The sequence below is a fragment of the Nannocystis pusilla genome (assembly GCF_026626665.1).
Taxonomy (GTDB): domain Bacteria; phylum Myxococcota_A; class Polyangia; order Nannocystales; family Nannocystaceae; genus Nannocystis; species Nannocystis pusilla.
On record NZ_JAPNKE010000002.1, the window covers coordinates 1,381,474 to 1,399,171 of the forward strand.

Annotated in this window: 18 protein-coding genes, 1 tRNA gene and 1 pseudogene; 10 read left to right on the plus strand and 10 right to left on the minus strand. The window is 71.0% G+C overall.

Annotated features, from left to right (window positions below; genetic code table 11):
- Positions 1-58: 58 nt before the first annotated feature.
- Positions 59-565, minus strand: a pseudogene (locus tag OV079_RS57345) (protein kinase domain-containing protein); the annotation flags it as partial.
- A gap of 259 nt (positions 566-824) precedes the next feature.
- On the opposite strand from OV079_RS57345, the gene OV079_RS06115 reads away from it, so the two are divergent.
- The 3 genes from OV079_RS06115 (at position 825) to OV079_RS06125 (ending at position 4,518) form a co-directional block, all read left to right on the plus strand.
- Positions 825-1,970: a fibrinogen-like YCDxxxxGGGW domain-containing protein gene (locus OV079_RS06115; RefSeq protein ID WP_267766788.1), complete on the plus strand. Its 1,146-nt coding sequence runs from the start codon at positions 825-827 to the stop codon at positions 1,968-1,970.
- A gap of 124 nt (positions 1,971-2,094) precedes the next feature.
- Positions 2,095-3,201: a fibrinogen-like YCDxxxxGGGW domain-containing protein gene (locus OV079_RS06120; protein ID WP_267766789.1), complete on the plus strand. Its 1,107-nt coding sequence runs from the start codon at positions 2,095-2,097 to the stop codon at positions 3,199-3,201.
- A 279-nt stretch (positions 3,202-3,480) separates the two neighbouring features.
- Positions 3,481-4,518, plus strand: coding sequence for a fibrinogen-like YCDxxxxGGGW domain-containing protein (locus tag OV079_RS06125; protein ID WP_267766790.1), 1,038 nt, complete (start codon positions 3,481-3,483; stop codon positions 4,516-4,518).
- A gap of 270 nt (positions 4,519-4,788) precedes the next feature.
- On the opposite strand, the gene OV079_RS06130 is transcribed toward OV079_RS06125, so the two are convergent.
- From OV079_RS06130 to OV079_RS06150, 5 genes are all read right to left on the minus strand, one after another.
- Entirely contained in the window at positions 4,789-5,397 is a 609-nt protein-coding gene (locus tag OV079_RS06130) for a hypothetical protein (RefSeq protein ID WP_267766791.1), read from the minus strand.
- A 98-nt stretch (positions 5,398-5,495) separates the two neighbouring features.
- Positions 5,496-6,512, minus strand: coding sequence for a hypothetical protein (locus OV079_RS06135; protein WP_267766792.1), 1,017 nt, complete (start codon positions 6,510-6,512; stop codon positions 5,496-5,498).
- A gap of 322 nt (positions 6,513-6,834) precedes the next feature.
- Positions 6,835-6,901 (minus strand) — tRNA-Asp (locus OV079_RS06140).
- Between the two features lie 75 nt (positions 6,902-6,976).
- The gene (locus tag OV079_RS06145) at positions 6,977-8,485 is read right to left on the minus strand and encodes a hypothetical protein (protein ID WP_267766793.1); all 1,509 of its coding nucleotides are present in this window, start codon (positions 8,483-8,485) and stop codon (positions 6,977-6,979) included.
- Positions 8,486-8,520: 35 nt separating this feature from the next.
- On the minus strand, positions 8,521-9,696 hold the full coding sequence (locus tag OV079_RS06150; RefSeq protein ID WP_267766794.1) for a hypothetical protein: 1,176 nt from the start codon (positions 9,694-9,696) through the stop codon (positions 8,521-8,523).
- 604 nt (positions 9,697-10,300) lie between these two features.
- Between OV079_RS06150 and OV079_RS06155 the strand changes: the two genes are divergently transcribed.
- Positions 10,301-10,648: a hypothetical protein gene (locus OV079_RS06155; protein ID WP_267766795.1), complete on the plus strand. Its 348-nt coding sequence runs from the start codon at positions 10,301-10,303 to the stop codon at positions 10,646-10,648.
- Positions 10,649-10,790: 142 nt separating this feature from the next.
- Here OV079_RS06155 and OV079_RS06160 read toward each other — a convergent pair whose 3' ends face one another.
- A complete protein-coding gene (locus tag OV079_RS06160; RefSeq protein ID WP_267766796.1) occupies positions 10,791-11,201 on the minus strand; it encodes a hypothetical protein in 411 nt (136 codons plus the stop codon).
- Here OV079_RS06160 and OV079_RS57350 point away from each other — a divergent pair.
- Positions 11,082-11,693: a transposase gene (locus tag OV079_RS57350; protein WP_420829393.1), complete on the plus strand. Its 612-nt coding sequence runs from the start codon at positions 11,082-11,084 to the stop codon at positions 11,691-11,693. The genes OV079_RS06160 and OV079_RS57350 overlap by 120 nt on opposite strands.
- On the opposite strand, the gene nth is transcribed toward OV079_RS57350, so the two are convergent.
- Positions 11,612-12,247 (minus strand): endonuclease III, encoded by a 636-nt coding sequence (nth, locus tag OV079_RS06165; RefSeq protein WP_267766797.1) that lies wholly within the window; start codon positions 12,245-12,247, stop codon positions 11,612-11,614. The genes OV079_RS57350 and nth overlap by 82 nt on opposite strands.
- 124 nt (positions 12,248-12,371) lie before the next feature.
- Between nth and OV079_RS06170 the strand changes: the two genes are divergently transcribed.
- Genes OV079_RS06170 through OV079_RS06180 form a run of 3 tightly spaced genes read left to right on the plus strand, consistent with a single transcriptional unit; the run spans position 12,372 to position 13,533 of the window.
- Entirely contained in the window at positions 12,372-12,725 is a 354-nt protein-coding gene (locus OV079_RS06170; protein ID WP_267766798.1) for a protein kinase domain-containing protein, read from the plus strand.
- A 5-nt stretch (positions 12,726-12,730) separates the two neighbouring features.
- On the plus strand, positions 12,731-12,889 hold the full coding sequence (locus OV079_RS06175) for a protein kinase domain-containing protein (protein ID WP_267766799.1): 159 nt from the start codon (positions 12,731-12,733) through the stop codon (positions 12,887-12,889).
- Positions 12,886-13,533 (plus strand): protein kinase family protein, encoded by a 648-nt coding sequence (locus OV079_RS06180; RefSeq protein ID WP_267766800.1) that lies wholly within the window; start codon positions 12,886-12,888, stop codon positions 13,531-13,533. The genes OV079_RS06175 and OV079_RS06180 overlap by 4 nt, the downstream gene beginning before the upstream one ends.
- Positions 13,534-13,548: 15 nt before the next feature.
- Here OV079_RS06180 and OV079_RS06185 read toward each other — a convergent pair whose 3' ends face one another.
- Both OV079_RS06185 and OV079_RS06190 read right to left on the minus strand, forming a co-directional pair.
- Positions 13,549-14,019 (minus strand): hypothetical protein, encoded by a 471-nt coding sequence (locus tag OV079_RS06185; protein WP_267766802.1) that lies wholly within the window; start codon positions 14,017-14,019, stop codon positions 13,549-13,551.
- A 575-nt stretch (positions 14,020-14,594) separates the two neighbouring features.
- The gene (locus tag OV079_RS06190) at positions 14,595-15,065 is read right to left on the minus strand and encodes a hypothetical protein (protein ID WP_267766803.1); all 471 of its coding nucleotides are present in this window, start codon (positions 15,063-15,065) and stop codon (positions 14,595-14,597) included.
- Between the two features lie 419 nt (positions 15,066-15,484).
- On the opposite strand from OV079_RS06190, the gene OV079_RS06195 reads away from it, so the two are divergent.
- Both OV079_RS06195 and OV079_RS06200 read left to right on the plus strand, forming a co-directional pair.
- Positions 15,485-15,967: a DUF1993 domain-containing protein gene (locus tag OV079_RS06195; protein WP_267766804.1), complete on the plus strand. Its 483-nt coding sequence runs from the start codon at positions 15,485-15,487 to the stop codon at positions 15,965-15,967.
- A gap of 301 nt (positions 15,968-16,268) precedes the next feature.
- Positions 16,269-17,669, plus strand: coding sequence for a GMC family oxidoreductase (locus OV079_RS06200; RefSeq protein WP_338088871.1), 1,401 nt, complete (start codon positions 16,269-16,271; stop codon positions 17,667-17,669).
- Positions 17,670-17,698 lie beyond the last annotated feature (29 nt).

The following is a 17,698-nucleotide window of genomic DNA, read 5'->3' on the forward strand; positions in this document are numbered from 1 at the left end:
CGTCGTTGCCGATGAGGACGTTGTCGGGCTTGAAGTCGCGGTGCACCAGGCCCTCGGCGTGCGCCGCCGCCAGGCCGCGCCCGGCCTGCACGAACATGTCCCGGATCTCGCGCCACGATCGCTTCTGTTCCGAGAGCCATGCCCGAAGGGTCAGGCCCTTGACGAACTCCATGGCGACGTAGATCTGGCCGCCCTGCTGGTTGATCTCGTGGACCTGGACGACGTTGGGGTGCGACAGCCGGGCCATCGCCTGGGCCTCGCGGACCATGCGGTCGCGGGCGTTCGGATCCTGGGCGGCGTCGCGGAGGACCTTGATGGCGATCCGGCGGTCGAGCTCCTCGTCGTAGGCGGCGTAGACGACGCCCATGCCGCCCTCGCCGAGGGTGCGCAGGACGGCGAAGCGGCCGAAGCGGGGCGGAGCGGCCACGGGGCCGACGAGCGCGCCCGGGTGCGAGGGCCGGGTCTGATCGAGCGCGAGGGTGGTGGCGCGGGCCTGGGCGAGCGAGTCCTCGAGCGGTCGGTCGAGCGTCTCGTACATCTCGTCGCGGGGCCGAGGGGCGACCATCTGCGCCGGCGTGGCAGCGACGAGCGTGGCGTCGATGCCTCCCCGCGCAGCGTGTCGGGAGAGTCGCGCAGCGTGTCGGGGGGCTGGTTGCTCACGGGGAAGTACGACCCGCCCGTCGTGGCGCGGCCGTCTGTCTCAAGGCTAGCGCCGAACGGCGCAGGCGTGAAAGTGGCGAGTGCGCGCCGGCGAGCGACGCGCGGGGCAATTCGCGCGGAAAGCCGCGATTGTCGGCCGCGAGCGCCTCGTTTACACCAAGACGATGGTGACGCACGCGGTCCGCTGGCGAGCGAGCACGGGGATCGTCGCGGTCGCGGCGCTGACGGGTTGCCTCGATCGGAACCCGGAGTTCGAAGAGCCGCAACTGCCGACCGCGAGCGGCTCGGGCAGCGCCACCACCACGGGAGATCCGACGGTCGACGCGACCTCCCAGGGGACGACCGGCTCGCCCACCGCGGCGTCCGGGAGCGAGTCGGCGACGACGGCGTTCGATCCGACCGACGGGCTGACGACGGGCATGACGACGACCGACGGGCTGACGACGGGCATGACGACGATGCCGCCGGTGGGCTGCGGCGACGGCATCTTGACGCCCGACGAGGAGTGCGACGACGGCCCGATGAACGCCGACACCGCGGCCTGCACCAGCACGTGCAAGCTGGCGAAGTGCGGCGACGGGCTGATCCAGACCGACGTGGAGTACTGCGAGGACCTCAACGACGATCCGGCCGACGGCTGCGTGAAGTGCTTCGAGCCGCACGTGTGCAAGGAGGTGCTCGACCGGGCCCCCGGCGTCCCCTCGGGGCTCTACGTGATGGATCCGGACGGGCCCGGGCCGGGGCCGCTGGTGCCGGTCTACTGCGACATGACGTTGAAGGGCGGCGGCTGGACCCGGATCGAGCGCAGCCCGTTCGCCGACCCGATCGGGCGCGCGCTGTTCGCAGACGTCGAGGTCAACTACGACGAACCGACGAACTCGCGCTATCGCATGGGCAACGCGGCGATGGTCGTGGTGGGACAGCACTCGAACGAGATGTGGATCGAGTGCGGCGGCGTCGACCACCTGTGGACCGACTCGGCCTTCCTGTTCGCGGGCAAAGACAACCCGGAGATCTGCGCCAACTACGGCAAGGTGCTCTACAAGGAGGCGCAGCTGAACGACATCGTGCTGACCGACGTCGAGCTGTGCACCGGCTTCACCGGCTTCCTCGACGGCGAGTGCCCGGGCGCGTGGCGCATCGACGAGCAGGAGCAGGAGCTGTGCGCGCTGTCCAGCACGCCGTGGATCGACGGGCAGATGTTCACCACGCTGTACTCCGACATCTTCGCGGCCGATCCGTCGGTCGTCGAGCCGGAGCTCCACGATTGTCACAAGCCGGGGGCCATCCGCGCGGTGCTCCTGCGCTGAGCGGCGGGCGCAAGCGTGCGCTCCCGCGTGTGCGGGCCGATTGTCGGCGGCGTCGGCGTCGACTACACAGAAAATCATGCGTGCACAGCGGAGCGAGCTTGTCGCGGGTGTCGTCGCCGCCGCGATGACGACCGGCTGCCTCGATTCGAACCCGTGGTTCGAGGAGCCGACCGCTTCGGGCGCTGCCTCGGGCACGACGCAGGTGCCGACGACCGGGGGCACGACCTCCGCGCCGCCGACGAGCTCGACGAGCGCGTCGTCGACGACGACGACGACCGGGAACGAGACGACGGGGAGCGAGACGACTGGTTTGACCGCGGACACCGAGGCCAGCGCGTCGTGGCCGCTGTCGACCAGCACGACGGAGTGGTTCTCGACCGGCGACCCGTGGACGTGCGGCGACGGCGTGCCCGAGGGCCCCGAGCAGTGCGACGAGGGCGCCGACAACAGCGACGAGGGCGCCTGCACGACGCAGTGCACGACCGCGGCCTGCGGCGACGGCTTCGTGCAGGCCGGCGTGGAGACGTGCGACGACGGCAACTTCGATCCGAGCGACGGCTGCGTCGCTTGCCTGGTCCCGCACACCTGTAAGGAGATCCTCGACAGCGATCCGCAGGCGAGCGACGGCCAGCATTACGTCGACCCCGACGGGCCGGAGATGATGCCGCTCATCCCGGTGTACTGCGACATGACGACCGCCGGCGGCGGCTGGACGCTGATGGAGCGCAGCCCGCGGGGCGACCCGATCGGCAAGGCGCTGTTCAAGGACGTGCCCGAGAACCCGGGCGATCCGCTGGCGCCGCGCTACCGCATGCCGCGGATGGCGATGGGCGTGTTCGCCGTCAACTCGACGGCGATGCGGCTCGACTGCGGCGGCACCGATCACCTGCTGACGGCCGCGCAGTCGCTGTTCGCCGGCGAGTTCGCCCCGCCGGGCTGCGCCAACGCGGGCCCGGTGCTCTACCAGGAGGCGGAGTTCAAGCAGTACAAGCTGACGAACGTGCAGCTGTGCACGGTGTTCGTCGGCCTCGGCGACGGCCAGTGCCCGGGCGCGTGGAGCATCGACGAGGAGAACCAGTACGATTGCCTGCTCAGCGCCTATCCGTGGGCCGGCAACAACGAGGCGGTCGCGCCGCCGTCGACCGACGCGTTCGCGGTCGACCCGCAGAGCGCCGACCCCGACCACGACTGCCACGAGCCGGGCGCGGTGCGCCGGGTCATGGTGCGCTGAATCGTCAATGAGGGGCCGCCCGACGGATGCCGTAAATCATGCGGGAATCGAACCCACATTTTCAGATCTTGAATCCGACGCGTTTACCAGTTTCGCCAAAGATAGATGACGCCCGCCCACGTGGCGGCCCCTCGCGGCGAGGATGACCGCCCGCGAGGGGCCGCGTCAAGCCGCGCCGAAGCCGCGCGCGGGCGGTCCTGCGCCGTTCTCGACGCGTGGCGCGATCTCGCCCGAGCGTCGGGAATTGCTGGCGGCGGCGCACTCGACTACACCGAGAGGATGCGACCTGGCTTGCTCGGTGCGGGGTTGATGGTGGCGGTGGCGGGGTCGACGGCGTGTCTCGACCGCAACCCGCAGTTCGAAGAGCCGCTGCCGACGGGGAGCGAGTCCGACGGGGCGACGACGAAGGTCGACGGCACGACGACCGGGGTGCTGTCGACGACGACGAGCACGACGAGCGCGGGCACGACCGTCGAGCCGGGGACGACGACGGAGCACGAGGACACGCATTGGCCGGTGACGACGACGTCGACGGCCTCGACGACCACGGGCATGACGTTCGTGATGGAGATGTGCGGCGACGGGGCGGTCGAGGGCGGGGAGGAGTGCGAGGACCTCAATACGGAGGCCGACGACGGCTGTATCGATTGCAAGGTGCCGCGGACGTGCGCCGATGTCCGCCAGTTCGCGCCGCTCTCGGACTCGGGCGTGTATATGGTCGATGTGGACGGCGCGGGCGCCTACCCGCCGCTGCCGGTCTATTGCGACATGCAGACCGCAGGCGGCGGCTGGACGGTGATCGAACGCAGCCCGCGCGAGGAGCCGATCGGGACGCCGCTGTTCGTCGACAGCGCGGTCAACTCGGACCTGCCGGAGGAGCCGCGCTTCCGGATCAAGAAGGAGCCGATCGAGCTGCTCCTGCCGCAAGTGGCGGAGATGCGGATCGACTGCGGCGGCGACGATTACCTGCTGACCGACGCGGCGGCGATCTTCAGCGGCGAAGGGCTGCCGCTCTGTACGAGGGCGAAGGTGGTGTACAAGGAGGCGAGGCTCAAGGGCTACTCGCTGAGCGACACGGAGCTGTGCACGGGCTTCCACGGGTCGGCCGAGGGCTGCTGGGGCGCGTGGCACGTCGACGAGTACTCGCAGCAAGATTGCAGCCTGCCGCCGTACCCGTGGAACTTCATGGTGCCGATCACGAGCGACGGCGCCGACGCGTTCGCGGTCGACCCGTCGGCGTTCGACAATGGACAGACGATGCCGCCGATCCACGATTGCCACCAGCCGGGCGCGGTGCGCGTCGTGATGCTGCGCTGAACCGTGGGTGCGCTCTCGCGGCGCCTCGGGGCGTGACCGTCAGGCGGTAATCGGGACTGGAGCACGCGAAGCGAGGTCCGCCCTACCATTTTGCAGGCCTTCACGGCATGGACCGCCGCGGCGCCGCGAGAGCCGGCGAATCGTAGATGGGGCCGGGAGCCTGTTCGCGCGTGAGCGGCGAGCGACGGAGAGGCGCGGGATGAATGGGCATGGTGCCATGGAGAGGTATCGACTCTCCGCAAGTCGCAGGGACGGTCTCGCGCCCGGGGCTCACCCGCACCAGTCGGGCTCCTCGTTGCAGAGCATCTCCAGGCTCATGACCCCGGGCACGTACAGCGAATCTTTGCAGCCGCAGACCTTCTGGCAGCACAGCTCGTCGGACACGAGGAACACCGAGCAGATGAGCCCGGTCATGCAGCCGGGGATCTCGGGGCAATCCTCGACGGTCTCGCAGGTCTGGGTGCAGCGCGTCTCGTCCAGGAGGACGTCGGCCGACACGTCGCAGAGGCCCTCGTCGCATTTCGCGGCGGGGTCGAGGTCCTGGCAATCGACGTCGAGCTCGCATTGATACTTCTCGTCGATGATGAGCAGGCAGATCCCGCCGTCGCAGTCCGGCTGAGGACTGATGGCAGTCGCGTTGAGGATGGGAGGAAAACCCTTCAAAGAGCAGGCGGAGCCGTAGGCGCCGCTCGGCAGGCCGGTGGTGCTGTCCTGGACGGTGGTGGTGCTCGCGCCCTGACCGTCGTCGGTCGTGGCCGAGAGGGTGCCCTCGCCGTCGGTCGCGGTGATGGTCGCGCCGATGACCTCCGCGGGCCGCAGGCAGCCGGGTACGAGCAGCGCGACGGTGAGGAGCAGCGAGCGATGGATGATTCGTGGCATCGGGTGTCGGTCCGTTCGACGACGGGCCCGGGGCTGGCAGATCCGCGCGGCGCCGCAGGTCGTGACGTCGCGGGGATCTCCGGGGCGGGGCGGAGCCGTCAGAAAAAGTGCACGGCGAGGCCGCCTCCGAGCCGCACGCCGACCGGCGGGACGGTGTAGACCAGCGCGTCGGCGTCGCTGGCCCGGTAGCGGCGGCGCGTGAACGCGATCAGGCCCTCGACCTCGACGCCGAGCGACAGCCAGCGCAGAGGCTGCCACCGCACGCCCGGCGCGAGCAGGCCGGCCGCCCACAGGCCGCGGCTGCGGTCGTTCTGTTGCAGGCCGGCGCCCTCGGCCAGCAGCGCGCCGAGCTCGAGGCCGGCGCACAGCTCGAGCGCGACGGTCCGCCGCACGAGGCGCGGGCAGCCGCGCACGGCCCCGGCGACGAGCTGCAGCCTGACGCCGATGCCGGGCAGATCGGAGGCGCGCGCGAGGCCGGGGAACCAGCCGCTGCCGCGGAGGTCGAGCCGGACCCGCCGCCACAGCAGCGAGACATTGCCGGACAGGCCGGCCGTGAAGCGCGGAGTGGGTCCGATCCCGGCGGACGCGCCGAAGCCGATCGCGAGCCCGGGCCGCCGACGCGACGGCGAGGCCGAGGGCGTCGGAGCGAGCTCGGTCGCAGGCGCAGGCGGGAGCTCGGTCGCAGGCGCAGGCGGCTTTGCGACGGGGAGCGGGGCGAGGTCGACCTCGAGGGCGTCGCGGGGCGGCGGGGCGGCGGTGACCCGCGCGGACACGCCGATCGGCGCAGCGGCGACGGCGACGATCACCGCGGTCGCGCCGGCCAGCGCCTCACAGTGCGGGCTCTGCAGGGTCCGCTGCTGCGCGCCGCTGTCGCGGACGCGCAGATCCAGGGCGTAGCCGCCGGCGTCCGCGGTGATCGAGGCCTCGGCCGTGACCGGCTGCGGCGACTCGCCCGCGGTCAGCCGAAGGGCGGTCGCCTCGACCTCCTCGCGCGTCGGGCAGCCGGCGACTTCGGGCCAGCGCAGCTCGAGCCACGAGGGCGCGGCCGCGGCCTCGCGGGCGCCGAGCAGCGACACGCACAGCGCGACGAGCCATGGACATGTTCGAATGGACATGTGCTTCGAGACAGGCAACGATGCGCCGATGTGCGAGCGTAGCGGGGCCCATGAACGCCGACAAGGCGGGGCCGGCACGGCGCAGCTCACGTTCGATTCGCAGCGGGACGCGGGGGGAATCACCCGATCGCGGTCCTGAGCCGGCGGGCCGAGCCGTGAGGGACGAGGTCGGGGCCGGAAGCCGACCCGCGAGACGCGGACGTCCGGCGCGACCGATGGCGGGGCCGCTCGACGGCTGGAAGTGGGTCGGCGACGAGCCACCACTTTTCTTCAGTTGTTCTCGGCTCGATCCGAAGTGAGGGGCTGCCCGACGGGCACCTGTTACATGCGAGGATCGAACTCGCGGCCTTCAGTGTGACAGACTGACGTGATGACCAATTCACTAATGTTGGTGTTCCCGCCCACGTGGCAGCCCCTCGCCGGCGAGGATCGCCGGAGCGAGGGGCCAGCGTCAAGCGTCGCGGTCACTCGGGCTTGCCGGGCCTGCCGTCCTTGCCGGCGGCCTCGCGCGAGCGCATGCCGTCGGTGGTGCGCGAGATCGGGGTGCCGCGCACCAGCTGAGACAGCAGCTCGGCCGGGCTCTTGCCGCCGAGCAGCGCGACCAGGTTCATGTTGCTGGCGGCGGCCTTGAGGACCTCGCTGTCGGCGGCGGCCTGCAGGGCGCCGACGAGCTCGTGCTGCAGGGCGCCGAGGCGGACGGCGTCGGCCTGGGCGAGCGCGGCCGCGCGGGCCTGCTCGACCTCGGCGAGGGCGCGCGCGTGCTCCTCGGCGGCGCGGTCGACCAGCGCGCGCGCCTTGGCCTCGGACTCGGCGGCCAGCACCCGCGCGGCGGCGGCGAGCTCGCCCTGCTCGCGGTCGCGGTCGCGCGAGGCCTCGAAGAGCAGGCGATCGAGCTGTTGCTTGAAGCGCAGGGCGTCGGCGTCGCGGCCGGCCACGAGCTGCTGCTTGAGCGCGGTGATGGCGTGCTCGTCCTGGGCCTCGAGCTTTTGGGTCTCGGCCATGCGCTGGCTGGCGCCGCGCTGCAGGGCGTGCTCGTCGGCGTCGAGGGCGTCGCGCAGGCGAGTGCTCTCGAGGCGGCGGCGCGACTGTTGATCTTGCAGCTGCAGCGACACGGCCTCGCGCTGGACGTTGGCGAACAGCTCGGAGAGGGCGGCGTCGGCGACCTGGAAGCCGAGCACGTCGACGCCGCTCAGGACCATGCCGTTGTCGACGAAGCGGAGCAGGCCGTCGTCGCCGTCGAGCAAGGTCTTGCGCACGACCGCCGGGAACTCGATCAGCAGTTGCGTGGCCGACAGCACCCGCGCCGCCTCGCGCACGCGCGCGCGCACGGTGTCGGCGAGCAGCTTGACCGGATCCTCGACGTGGAACCACTTCTCGGGCTCGCCCTCGAAGTGGCCGGCGAGCCCGAGCTTGACCTTGAAGCGGACGAAGTCGGCCGACTCGATCTCGAAGTTGTCGGCGACCCGCCCGCCCTGCACGCGCAGGAAGCAGGTGGTGACGGTGGTGTGGCCGTCCTTGGTCTTGCCCTTCGACAGCTTGAGCGCGGTCAGCTGCTCCTCGTACTCGAGCAGCTCGGTGCGCGGGCCGACGACGACGCGCCGGCCGTGCCGCGAGGTGATCAGCACCGCCTCGTTGTTGGGCACGATGACCGACAGCGCCCACGGGGTGACGACCTCGGCGGTGGTGAGCTTGTGCGGCTCGGCGTGGCCGATCCACAGGTTCCACTTGTCGTGCGGGATCCGCCGCTGCACGTGCTCCTCGCCGCGCGGGTCGACGAGGTACGAGGTCTCGCCGCGGACCATCTTGACCATGCCGGTCCGCTGGTCGCGGACGTAGACGCCCGACTTCTGATCGATGCCGATCGCATCGATGACGACGTTGTCGTGGTCGTTGCCGACGTGGGGCTCGCGCGTGACCGGGTTCAGCACCTCGGCCTCGATGAACGGGAAGAACACGCTCGGCAGGCCGCGCACCAGCAGCTCGGCGCCGGCCTCGTAGTGGTCGCGGCCTATCGGGGTGCCCGGGGGAGCCGCTTGCTCAGCTCGTCGCGCCCGATCGGGGTGATGATGCGGAGGTACAGCGCCTGGTGCTCGCCGAGCTCGTAGGCGTCGTAGACCCGCCGCCGCGAGCCGCGCTGCAGGAAGGTGTCGTGCGGGCCGGGGAACACGCGCGCGGGGCCGCGGACGATCCGCGGGTTGCCGTCGGCGTCGAACAGGAAGCAGAAGTTCTTGGGCCCCAGGACGACGGCCCGCCGCGCGTACGGATCGGCCGCGACGCCGCGGCCGCCGTCGGCGGTGCGCTGCCGCTTCTGCGAGGCGCGGTCGTTCCACGCCTCGTCGAGGGTCGCGAGGATCACGCCGCGCTCGCCGCTGGTGAGGTCCTGGCGGTGACGGATCTCGTTCTTCACCACGCTGAACTGCTTGACCGACATGCCCTCGCCGACCTGCGCCAGCAGCTTGGCCAGCTCCTCCTGCGCGGCCGCGGGCAGGGTCGCCACGCCGTCGTCCTCGCGGCCGCGGGCCTCGGTCTCCTCGAGCGCGGGCACGACCTCGATGCCGGTCGGCGGGATGAAGAATTGCGTGTGCCGGCCCTGGATGACGATGCGCTGGCCGATCCGCAGCTGCGAGGGCTGGGCCTTGGTGGCCGGCTCGGGCTGGCTGCGGCGGGCCGTGTCGTCCTCGGCGCCGTCGATGACGACGCTCGAGAGGCCGGCCGACTCGATCACGAGGCGGAAGTAGGGCGCGGTCTCGTCGAGCGGACCGACGACCTCGACCAGGAGATACTGATTGGCGTTGAGCTTGTGCGCCGGTCGGACCTCGGCCGACTGACCGGGCCACAAGGCGAAGGCGCACGGGCCGGGGATGATCTTCTTGGTCCCGAGCCGCAGCTCCTTCTCCTTGTTGCCGCCGGGCACGTACGAGCCGTTGGGGCCCTCGGGGTGATCGGCGTAGACGGGGTTCTCGAGCAGGACGTACTCGCCGTCGCGGGCGATGATGAAGGGCCGCGCCTCCATCGGCGCCGGCTCGTAGCCGCCGCGCCCGTTCGACCGCACGATCCGGTCGTTGGCGCTGGGCGTGAACTCGGTCGGTCCGATGTGGGTGAGGATCTCGCCCGACGTCTCGTTGAGCGACCACAAAAAGGAGCGACGTGGGACGGGGATCTTCTGCCGATTCTCGATGGCCATCTTCGATCTCGCTGACGGCCGGCAGGATAGTCCGCGGGCCCTGCGATCGGAAGCGCCGGCGAGAGGCCGCTCGCGCGCGGCCGCGGCCCGGCGCGCGCGGCCGCGCGGTTCGGGTTCACGCGCCTGTCACGGGCGCGTGGGCCCGCCGGTTCGCGCCGTCATGGTCCGCGCTCGGGCCCGGGCCAGCGGCCCACGAGGGGGACCCGCGGTTTCCCCGTTCACGTCCCGGGCACGTCCGATGCGGCATGTCCTGAGGGAGAGGACCCGGAGGAGAAGCATCGCCATGAGCATCGCATGGCTCTCGTGTCTGATGCTGCCGCTCCACGATCCCCCCAAGTCCTGGTAACCCGGCGCGAAGAGCTCCAGGCCTTGCGGCCCGGCTCTCCGGCAGGTCCCGGAAGTGCGATTGATTGACGTCAATGGATGCGCGGCCCGGCGCGCCGCGAGCCGCCATGAGCTCGGCGTTGGGGCTGACGATTTCGCCTTTCTGACAGTGACGCGCGCCGGCTCGGACTCACGCGTTGTCCCGCCTGCGGCGGCGTGTCATGATGCGAGGACGGGGAGAGCCGGCATGCGCGCGCTCTCGCCGATGATTGGAGACAACATGCCCATTGATCAATGCTGCGTCACGCCCGCGGAGATGCGGAGCATCTACTACATGACCAATTCGACCTCGAATCAGGTGGTGTATACAGTCCCGGCCGACAAGGTGTTCGTGCTTACCGCCTGGACCCTGCTCACGTATAGCGCCAGCGTCGTGCCCCTCAGCGTGTGGCTGCGACGCAACACCACGAAGATCGCTTACAACCGGGTGTGGCAGAACGCCCAGTTGAACGTTCATCTCGACCTCGACCCCGGCGTCCCGTTCGCCGCCGGCGACCAGATGGTGCTCGAGGGCTTTGTCTCCACCCACGCGCAGCACATGTTCTACGGCTACGAGCAGGACGCGTGACGGGTGAGTGACCTGCCGAGGAAGTGGCGCCCGATGCTTCAGTAGGTTTCGTCGCGCGCGGACATCCACGTCTCCCAGGTCAGCCCGACGACGAGGTGGTCGAGCAGCCGCGCGTCGGCGACCTCGAACTCGAGGATCTGCATCATGTGCAAATCGCGGAACGCGGGGGCTCGGGGCTGCCACTGTTGTTCCGTGCGTGCCACGCCGCGGCCTTCTCGAAGTTCGCGTTGCTGAGCTCGGTGATCCGGACGATCTCCGCCTCGGCGCTCTCGATGAGCTGCTCGTTGAACGCCTCGTCGTGGCTCGCCTGGAGCCCTTCGGAGTACGCGACGAGGCGCGCGCAGGCGTGGGCTGCGAGCTTCGTCGCGCTCTTCTTCGTCTGGTTCGTGTCCTTGTAGCTGTCGCGCAGCGCGTGGTGCGCGTCGGCGAGGAGTTGGAGCCCGAGGCACTTGTTGGCAGGCACCTCGGGGTACTGAAAGTTCAGGAGGAGCACCCGCGCGCGAACGGTGCGCTCCTCGAGGGCCTCGATGGTGATCTCGTAGGTCGCGCTCATCCGAGGGCCTGTACCAGAGACGGCTCAGACCACGCGAGTTCAAATCCGAGGCTCCCAGGGAGCGATGCGGGCGAGCTCCTCGCCCGGCTGTGTGCCCTGGTGCCGCCGCCGGGCTTCCAAATGATCAGATACTTCGGCGTAATCGCGAGTCGGTCAGTCCTCGGCGATGTGACGCTGGAGCGCCTCGGGCGGCACGTCGCCGAGCACGAAGTCGATCGCGGTCACCAGCGCGGCGGCGCGCGGATCCTTCTACGTGGTGGCCCAGTGGCGCCCGGCGCGTGCAGCTCCTCGGCGAGCGCGGTGAACTCGAACCTTACCCGCTTGACAAGGAAGTCCGGGGCTGAACATCCATCAACACAAGGGCCCTTGGCGGGGCCTGTGAAAGAGCGTCTCCGGCATGGCAAAATTCCTCACCGCGCGACGCCGATCTTGGGGCAGATGTCCTGCATGACGCAGTTCGGGCAGTCCGGCTTCTTGGCGGTACACACGTAGCGACCGAGCAGGATCATCGCCGGGCCGAAGAAGGTCCAGTCGTCCTGCGGGACCATGCGCATCAGATCGCGCTCGATGTCCTGCGGGTCGGAGTGCTCGGACAGGCCCATGCGTCCGGACAGGCGAATGACGTGGGTGTCGACGATGACGCCCGAAGGTATGTTGAAACATGTCGCAAGGACCACGTTGGCGGTCTTGCGGGCGACGCCGGGCAGGCGCACCAGCGCCTCGATCGACTGCGGGACCTCGCCGCCGAACTCGTCGACGAGCATGCGGCAGGCGTTCTTGATCGCCTTGGCCTTCTGGCGGAAGGTGCCGGTCGGGCGCACGGCCTCCTCGAGCTCGGCGAGGTCGGCGTCGGCGAAGGCCTGGGCGTCGGGGTAGCGCGGGAAGAGGGTCCGGGTCACGGCGTTGACCCGCTCGTCGGTGCACTGGGCGGCGAGGATGGTGGCCACGAGCATGTGCACCGGGGTGTCCCAGTCGAGCTCGTAGCGGGCGTCGGGGTAGCTCTGGCGCAGGCGGTCGAGGAGCACGTCGATGTCGGGGCGCGGCATGGCGGCCGGATTATGCCCGGGATGGCGCGCGGCGGCGCGTTCCGCGGCCGCCCGTTCGCCGGCTGGTCCGGGGCAGATCACGCGGTTTTCCCCGCGGGCCGCAGTCCGCTAGACTCCCGCGCCGATGGCCGAGACCGCACCGCCCGAGGGCCTGCAGCGCTACCAGATCATGGAGCCCCTCGGCGCGGGGGCGCAGGGGCGCACGTTCCGCGCGATCGACCGCCGGACGGGTGCGGCGGTGGCGGTCAAGGTGCTGCACCTGCGCTCGCTCGGCGGCGACTGGAAGCCGTTCGATCTGTTCGAGCGCGAGTGCCAGGCGCTCGAGTCGCTGTCGCACCCGGGCATCCCGCGCTACGTCGACCGCTACACCAGCGAGACCACGGGCGACTTCTTTTTGGTGATGGAGCTGGTCGAGGGGACGCCGCTGTCGCAGCGCCTGGGGCGGCCCGGGACCCGGCGGAGCTGCTGCGCTGGCTGACCGCGGTGCTCGAGATCCTCGAGTACCTGCACGGCCGCCAGCCGGCGGTGATCCACCGCGACATCAAGCCGTCGAACCTGATCCTGCGGCCCGACGGGCGGCTGTGCCTGATCGACTTCGGCGGGGTGCGCCTGGCCGTGCGCCCGACGGCGGCTCGACGATGATCGGCACGTTCGGCTACATGGCGCCGGAGCAGCTGCACGGCGAGGCGACCCCGGCGACCGACATCTACGCGCTCGGAGCCACGATCGCGGCGTTGGCCACCGGCCTGCCCGCCGACCAGCTGCCGCGCAAGGGGCTGCAGATCGACGTCGAGCGCTGCGTGGCGCCGGGCCGGCTGCGAGATGTCCTTTCGGCCATGTTGGAGCCCGACCCGACGCGCCGGCTCGCCTCGGCGGCGGCGGTGCGCGCGGCGCTCGGGGCCTCGGCCCGCCCGCCGCGGCAGGCGAGCGAGCCGCGGCGCGCGTCGGCGTCGTCGTCGTCGTCGCAGGCGCTCGAGCACGCGCCGGCGCCCGACTATCCGGCGCTGCGCGGCCTGCCGAAGTTCCTGCGGGTGTTCGTGTGGCTGTGGGCGTGGATGGCCACCGGGCTGTTCTTCCTCATCGAGTTCGTGTTCGTGCCGACGGTGTTCGCGCTGCAGGCGTCGGGCCGCCGCTACAAGAAGAAGGCGCACCGCCTCAAGCGCCTGCGCGCCCGCGAGGCCGACGCCCTCAGCTCGGTGCAGCGGATCCGCCGGCGCCTGCAGGCGATCGCCACCAACAGCGACCCGCGCGACCGACCGGCGCTGCCCGAGGGCGACCGGCGCTGAGCCCCGCGCGAACCGTTAAGTAAAACGGACATGGCCCGAAGGCCATGTCCGTGCACCGTCCATCTCGACCAGGAGCGCCCGTCCGTGGACGCGTGGTGTGAGGGACATGTCCGCAGGGACAGCCCTTACGTCGAGCTCACTGGGCGCCGGCGGCGGCGGGTTGGTGGTCGGCGGGGTGGTTTCGGCGGTGGGCGGCGTGGCCTCCGCGGGCGGCGTGGTGGCGTCGGTCGGCTCGGCCGTCGCGTCGCCGGCGGGCTCGGCCGGCGGCGGGTTCTCGAGCGCCGGATCGACGGGAGCGGGCTCGGCCGGGGCGACCGCGGCGGGCTCGGGGTTGGCGGTGTCGGTCTGCTGCTTGTTGCAGCCGCTCATCAGCGAGGTTCCCGAGACGGCCATGATCAGCGTCGTGATCGCAGCGACGATGTTGTGCTTGAAATCCGCATGTTGTCCTTTCGGGGAGGTTGCAATCAGGTAACCCGGTCTCGCCATCGAGGTAAAGCAAAATCATTACGCTGTCGCAATTGGGGGCCGTGGGCACCAAATATGAGCAGGCTCAGCAGGAATCGGACGCGCGGTGATTTCGCATAACCGCGATTCTTGCCGATTGCGCATGATCCGCCACGACATCGTATTCGTGGAATTTGCCGCGGGGAATGCCGCGAGGGTGTCGATTGGCGAATGGAGGAAGGCCCGCCAGGGGCCACCCCCATGCCTTCTGGGCTCGCAGCCGACGAACGCGCGCTCGCAGGCCCCGCGTACGAGCGAACTCGGCTGTGACGAATCCGGCTTCGGCGATCTGCGCGCGCCCGGCGGGCCGCGAGAACCGCCTTCGACGTGGGCGTCGCGGAAGGGGTTGGACCCGCGAGGCCGATACGAAACGCGAGTTCCAACCGGATGAGGTCGTCGGCGGGGCCGAACTCCATGGAATGCCACGCATGGCCGACTCTTCGCCGGTCCACTGCAGCATTTCAGTCGAATCGACGAGGGTGTCGTGGATCAGGACGGCGTCGAAGGTACCGCCAGGGCGGAGCTCCCGCATGTCCCCGAGGACATGTTCGCACGCCTCAGCCGCGCACGACCCGGGCGAGCAGGCCGAGGCCCATGTTGGCGGTGTTGCAGGCGATCATGACCACGCCGATCCACCAGAAGCGGCGCCGCACCGCCGGCAGCTCGTCCTCGCGGGCGAACACGCGGCGCGGCCACAGGGTGAAGGTGACGTGGAGGAACAGCGCCAGCGAGACGAGCAGGAGCGCGACCTTGGCGGCGACGAGCCAGCTCCACGGCGCGGCGGTGTCGCGGTGGGCGAGGGCGAGGGCGACGCCGCTGGCGACGATCGCGGCGATGCCGGCGAGGACCTTGTAGCGCGCGCCGTGGACGACGCTGAAGATGAAGTCCTCGAACTCGCTGGCGCGGGTGAAGAACCGCTCGGCCCGCGGGTGGAGGATGAACACGCTGAACACCATGGCGCCGATCCACACGCCTCCGCCGAGGACGTGGACCGCGATCGGCAACACTCCTGCGAGCGCGCTGCTCATCGCCGGGGCGAGCCTATCACGCGGACCTATGCGCCGCGGGCCGGTCGCGCGAGGCCGAGCGCGGGAAAGTGGGCCCGGGCGCGCGGGCGAGCGACCCGTAGGCGGGCCAAGAGGGCAGGCGCGAGGGGCAGGGCGACCGCTTCCTCGGGGCGCCGTGCAGCGGACGAGGCGCGACGATCTCGCGTGCGAGCGGGGCGCGGCCGGATGCCTCTCGCGGTCCGTCGTCGGGTTGCGATTGAACCGCGTCGCGAGGTCGGCCAGTGACCGGCGCGCACGAGCAGGCGCCCGTGCGGCCGGGCCTGCGCCGCAGCGAAGATGAGCGCGACTTCATGGGGCGCGCGTCAGGCGTGCGGGGAAACCGAGTAGGATGCGCCGGCGGAGCACGATCGCATGAATCTCTTCGACATCTCGATCCTCACATGAGCCGCACCCTGGGCCAGGTCCCCGTGTGGCTCGACAAGGCCCAGGCGTACGCGGACCAGCGGAAGTTCGACGTGGGCGTGCTGCTCACCGCCCGTCTGGCGCCCGACCAGTGGCACTTCACGCGGCAGATCCAGGCGCTGGTGCTGGGGCCGCTGCGGCTCGCCAACCTGCTGCGCGGGCAGGCGCCGGCGGACAACTTCGAGCTCGAGCCGACGATCGCGGCGGTGCGGGCCAGCGTGGGCGAGACGCGCGAGAAGCTCGACAAGCTGCGCAGCGAGGAGTTCGCGGGCGCGGAGGCGCGGGTGATCGCGCTGCCGTTCCTCCCGGGCAAGGGCCTGCAGGCGAACGACTTCGTGCAGCAGTTCGCGCTGCCGAACTTCTACTTCCACGCCGTGACCGCGTACTCGATCCTGCGCCACAACGGGGTCGACGTCGGCAAGCCCGACTTCCTCGCGCCGCTGGCGTTCCGCGACCTGTAGCGCCGGCGCTGTGACGCGGCGCAAGCGTCCGCGTGCGCGCGGGCGGCGGAGGCGGTCGGGTCGGGCGGCCGCGTGATAGAGTCCGCGCGCGCATGAGCTTCGATCCCGACGTGTTCGACTACGTGATCCTCGGCGGTGGTTCGGCCGGTTGTGTGCTGGCCGGGCGGCTGTCCGAGGATCCTTCCGTGCGGGTCCTGCTGCTCGAGACGGGCGACCGGGCCGAGCGGCACCCCGAGTCGCTGCGGGCCGACGGTTACAAGGACGCGTTCGTCAACGACGAGCTGCTGCACCCCGCTTCAGCGTGCCGCAGCGCGACTGCGGGCGGCGGCCGCTGTGGCTCGGCTCGGGCCGCGGCATGGGCGGCAGCGGCTCGATCAACGCGATGGTGTACCTGCGCGGCTCCGAGGCCGACTTCCGCGCGTGGGACGTGCCGGGCTGGGGCTGGTCGGACGTCGTGCCGGCCTACGAGCAGCTCGAGCGGGTGCTCGACGTGCGCTCGCGCGAGCCGACCGAGTTCACCGAGGCGTGCATCGCCAGCGCCGAGGAGGTCGGGTTCCACCGCGAGCGCGACCTCGACCGCGGCGAGCTGCTCGGGGCGCTCGGCTACGAGCGGATGAACTACCGCGGGGAGCAGCGGCGCAGCGCCTACGTCGCGTTCGTCCAGCCGCACCTCGATCGCATCAACCTGGTCGTACGGACAGGTGCGCACGCGCACCGGCTGGTGCTCGACGACCGCCGGCGGGTGGTCGCGGTCGAGTACGAGGAGGGCGGCACGCGGCGCACCGCGAAGGTCCGGCGCGAGGCGGTGCTGTGCGCCGGCGCGCTCGAGTCGCCCAAGCTGCTGATGCTGTCGGGGGTCGGGCCGCGCGACGTTTTGCGCGCGCGCGGGGTCGTGCCGGCGTTCGACCTGCCGGGCGTCGGCGAGAACCTGCAAGACCATCCGAACGTGCAGCTGTTCTACTTCGGCAAGCGCGCGGTCGACTGCAACTACCCGCAGCTGTACGGCTTCCATCGCGCGCTGCCCGCGAGCGACCTGCCGCCCGACCAGGCCGACACCTGCTACGTCTTCTACCCGGCGCGCTCGTCGTTCCGCGAGGCGACGATGCGGATGGTGCCGGCGCTGACGGTGCCGCCGGCGCTGTACCGGCGCACGCGGCTGCCGCGGGTGGTCAAGGCCGGCATCGGCATGGCCTTTCGGCCAGGTTTCGTCCGCCGCGCGGTCGAGCGGGTCTACGGGCTGGTGGTCATCCTCGGCAAGCCGAAGAGCCGCGGCACGGTGCGGCTGGCGTCGGCCGACCCGCGCGAGCAGGCGCTCATCGACCCGGCCTACTTCTCCGACCCGGAGGACATGCAGGCGATGATCGCCGGGCTCCGCCTGGCCCGCCGGATCGCCGGGGCCGAGGGTCTGCGGCCGTGGGGCGGGCCGGAGGTGCTGCCGGGGGCGTTCGTCCGCTCCGACGCGGCCCTGGCGGCGTTCGTGCGCCGCATGGCGATGACGACCTACCACTACGCCGGTACCTGTCGCATGGGACAGGTGCCCGGCAGCGTGGTCGACGCGCAGCTGCGCGTGCGCGGGGTCGAGAACCTGCGCGTCGCCGACGCCTCGATCATCCCCGAGGTGCCGGTGTCGGCGCTCAACGCTCCGAGCATGATGATCGGCTGGCGCGCGGCCGACCTGCTGCGCGCGGCCGCGGCCGGTTGAGCGGGCGAGGCGAGCGCGGCGCCGTCGGC

What these genes read in the sequence shown, in the direction of transcription:
- OV079_RS06155 (WP_267766795.1), top strand. Translation starts at nt 10,301, where the DNA reads ATGCCCATTGATCAATGCTGCGTCACGCCCGCGGAGATGCGGAGCATC.
- OV079_RS06190 (WP_267766803.1), bottom strand. Translation starts at nt 15,065, where the DNA reads ATGAGCAGCGCGCTCGCAGGAGTGTTGCCGATCGCGGTCCACGTCCTC.
- OV079_RS06180 (WP_267766800.1), top strand. Translation starts at nt 12,886, where the DNA reads ATGATCGGCACGTTCGGCTACATGGCGCCGGAGCAGCTGCACGGCGAG.
- OV079_RS06130 (WP_267766791.1), bottom strand. Translation starts at nt 5,397, where the DNA reads ATGCCACGAATCATCCATCGCTCGCTGCTCCTCACCGTCGCGCTGCTC.
- OV079_RS06160 (WP_267766796.1), bottom strand. Translation starts at nt 11,201, where the DNA reads ATGAGCGCGACCTACGAGATCACCATCGAGGCCCTCGAGGAGCGCACC.
- OV079_RS06170 (WP_267766798.1), top strand. Translation starts at nt 12,372, where the DNA reads ATGGCCGAGACCGCACCGCCCGAGGGCCTGCAGCGCTACCAGATCATG.
- nth (WP_267766797.1), bottom strand. Translation starts at nt 12,247, where the DNA reads ATGCCGCGCCCCGACATCGACGTGCTCCTCGACCGCCTGCGCCAGAGC.
- OV079_RS06185 (WP_267766802.1), bottom strand. Translation starts at nt 14,019, where the DNA reads ATGGCGAGACCGGGTTACCTGATTGCAACCTCCCCGAAAGGACAACAT.
- OV079_RS06195 (WP_267766804.1), top strand. Translation starts at nt 15,485, where the DNA reads ATGAGCCGCACCCTGGGCCAGGTCCCCGTGTGGCTCGACAAGGCCCAG.
- OV079_RS06150 (WP_267766794.1), bottom strand. Translation starts at nt 9,696, where the DNA reads ATGGCCATCGAGAATCGGCAGAAGATCCCCGTCCCACGTCGCTCCTTT.
- OV079_RS06120 (WP_267766789.1), top strand. Translation starts at nt 2,095, where the DNA reads ATGACGACCGGCTGCCTCGATTCGAACCCGTGGTTCGAGGAGCCGACC.
- OV079_RS06135 (WP_267766792.1), bottom strand. Translation starts at nt 6,512, where the DNA reads ATGTCCATTCGAACATGTCCATGGCTCGTCGCGCTGTGCGTGTCGCTG.
- OV079_RS06115 (WP_267766788.1), top strand. Translation starts at nt 825, where the DNA reads ATGGTGACGCACGCGGTCCGCTGGCGAGCGAGCACGGGGATCGTCGCG.
- OV079_RS06125 (WP_267766790.1), top strand. Translation starts at nt 3,481, where the DNA reads ATGCGACCTGGCTTGCTCGGTGCGGGGTTGATGGTGGCGGTGGCGGGG.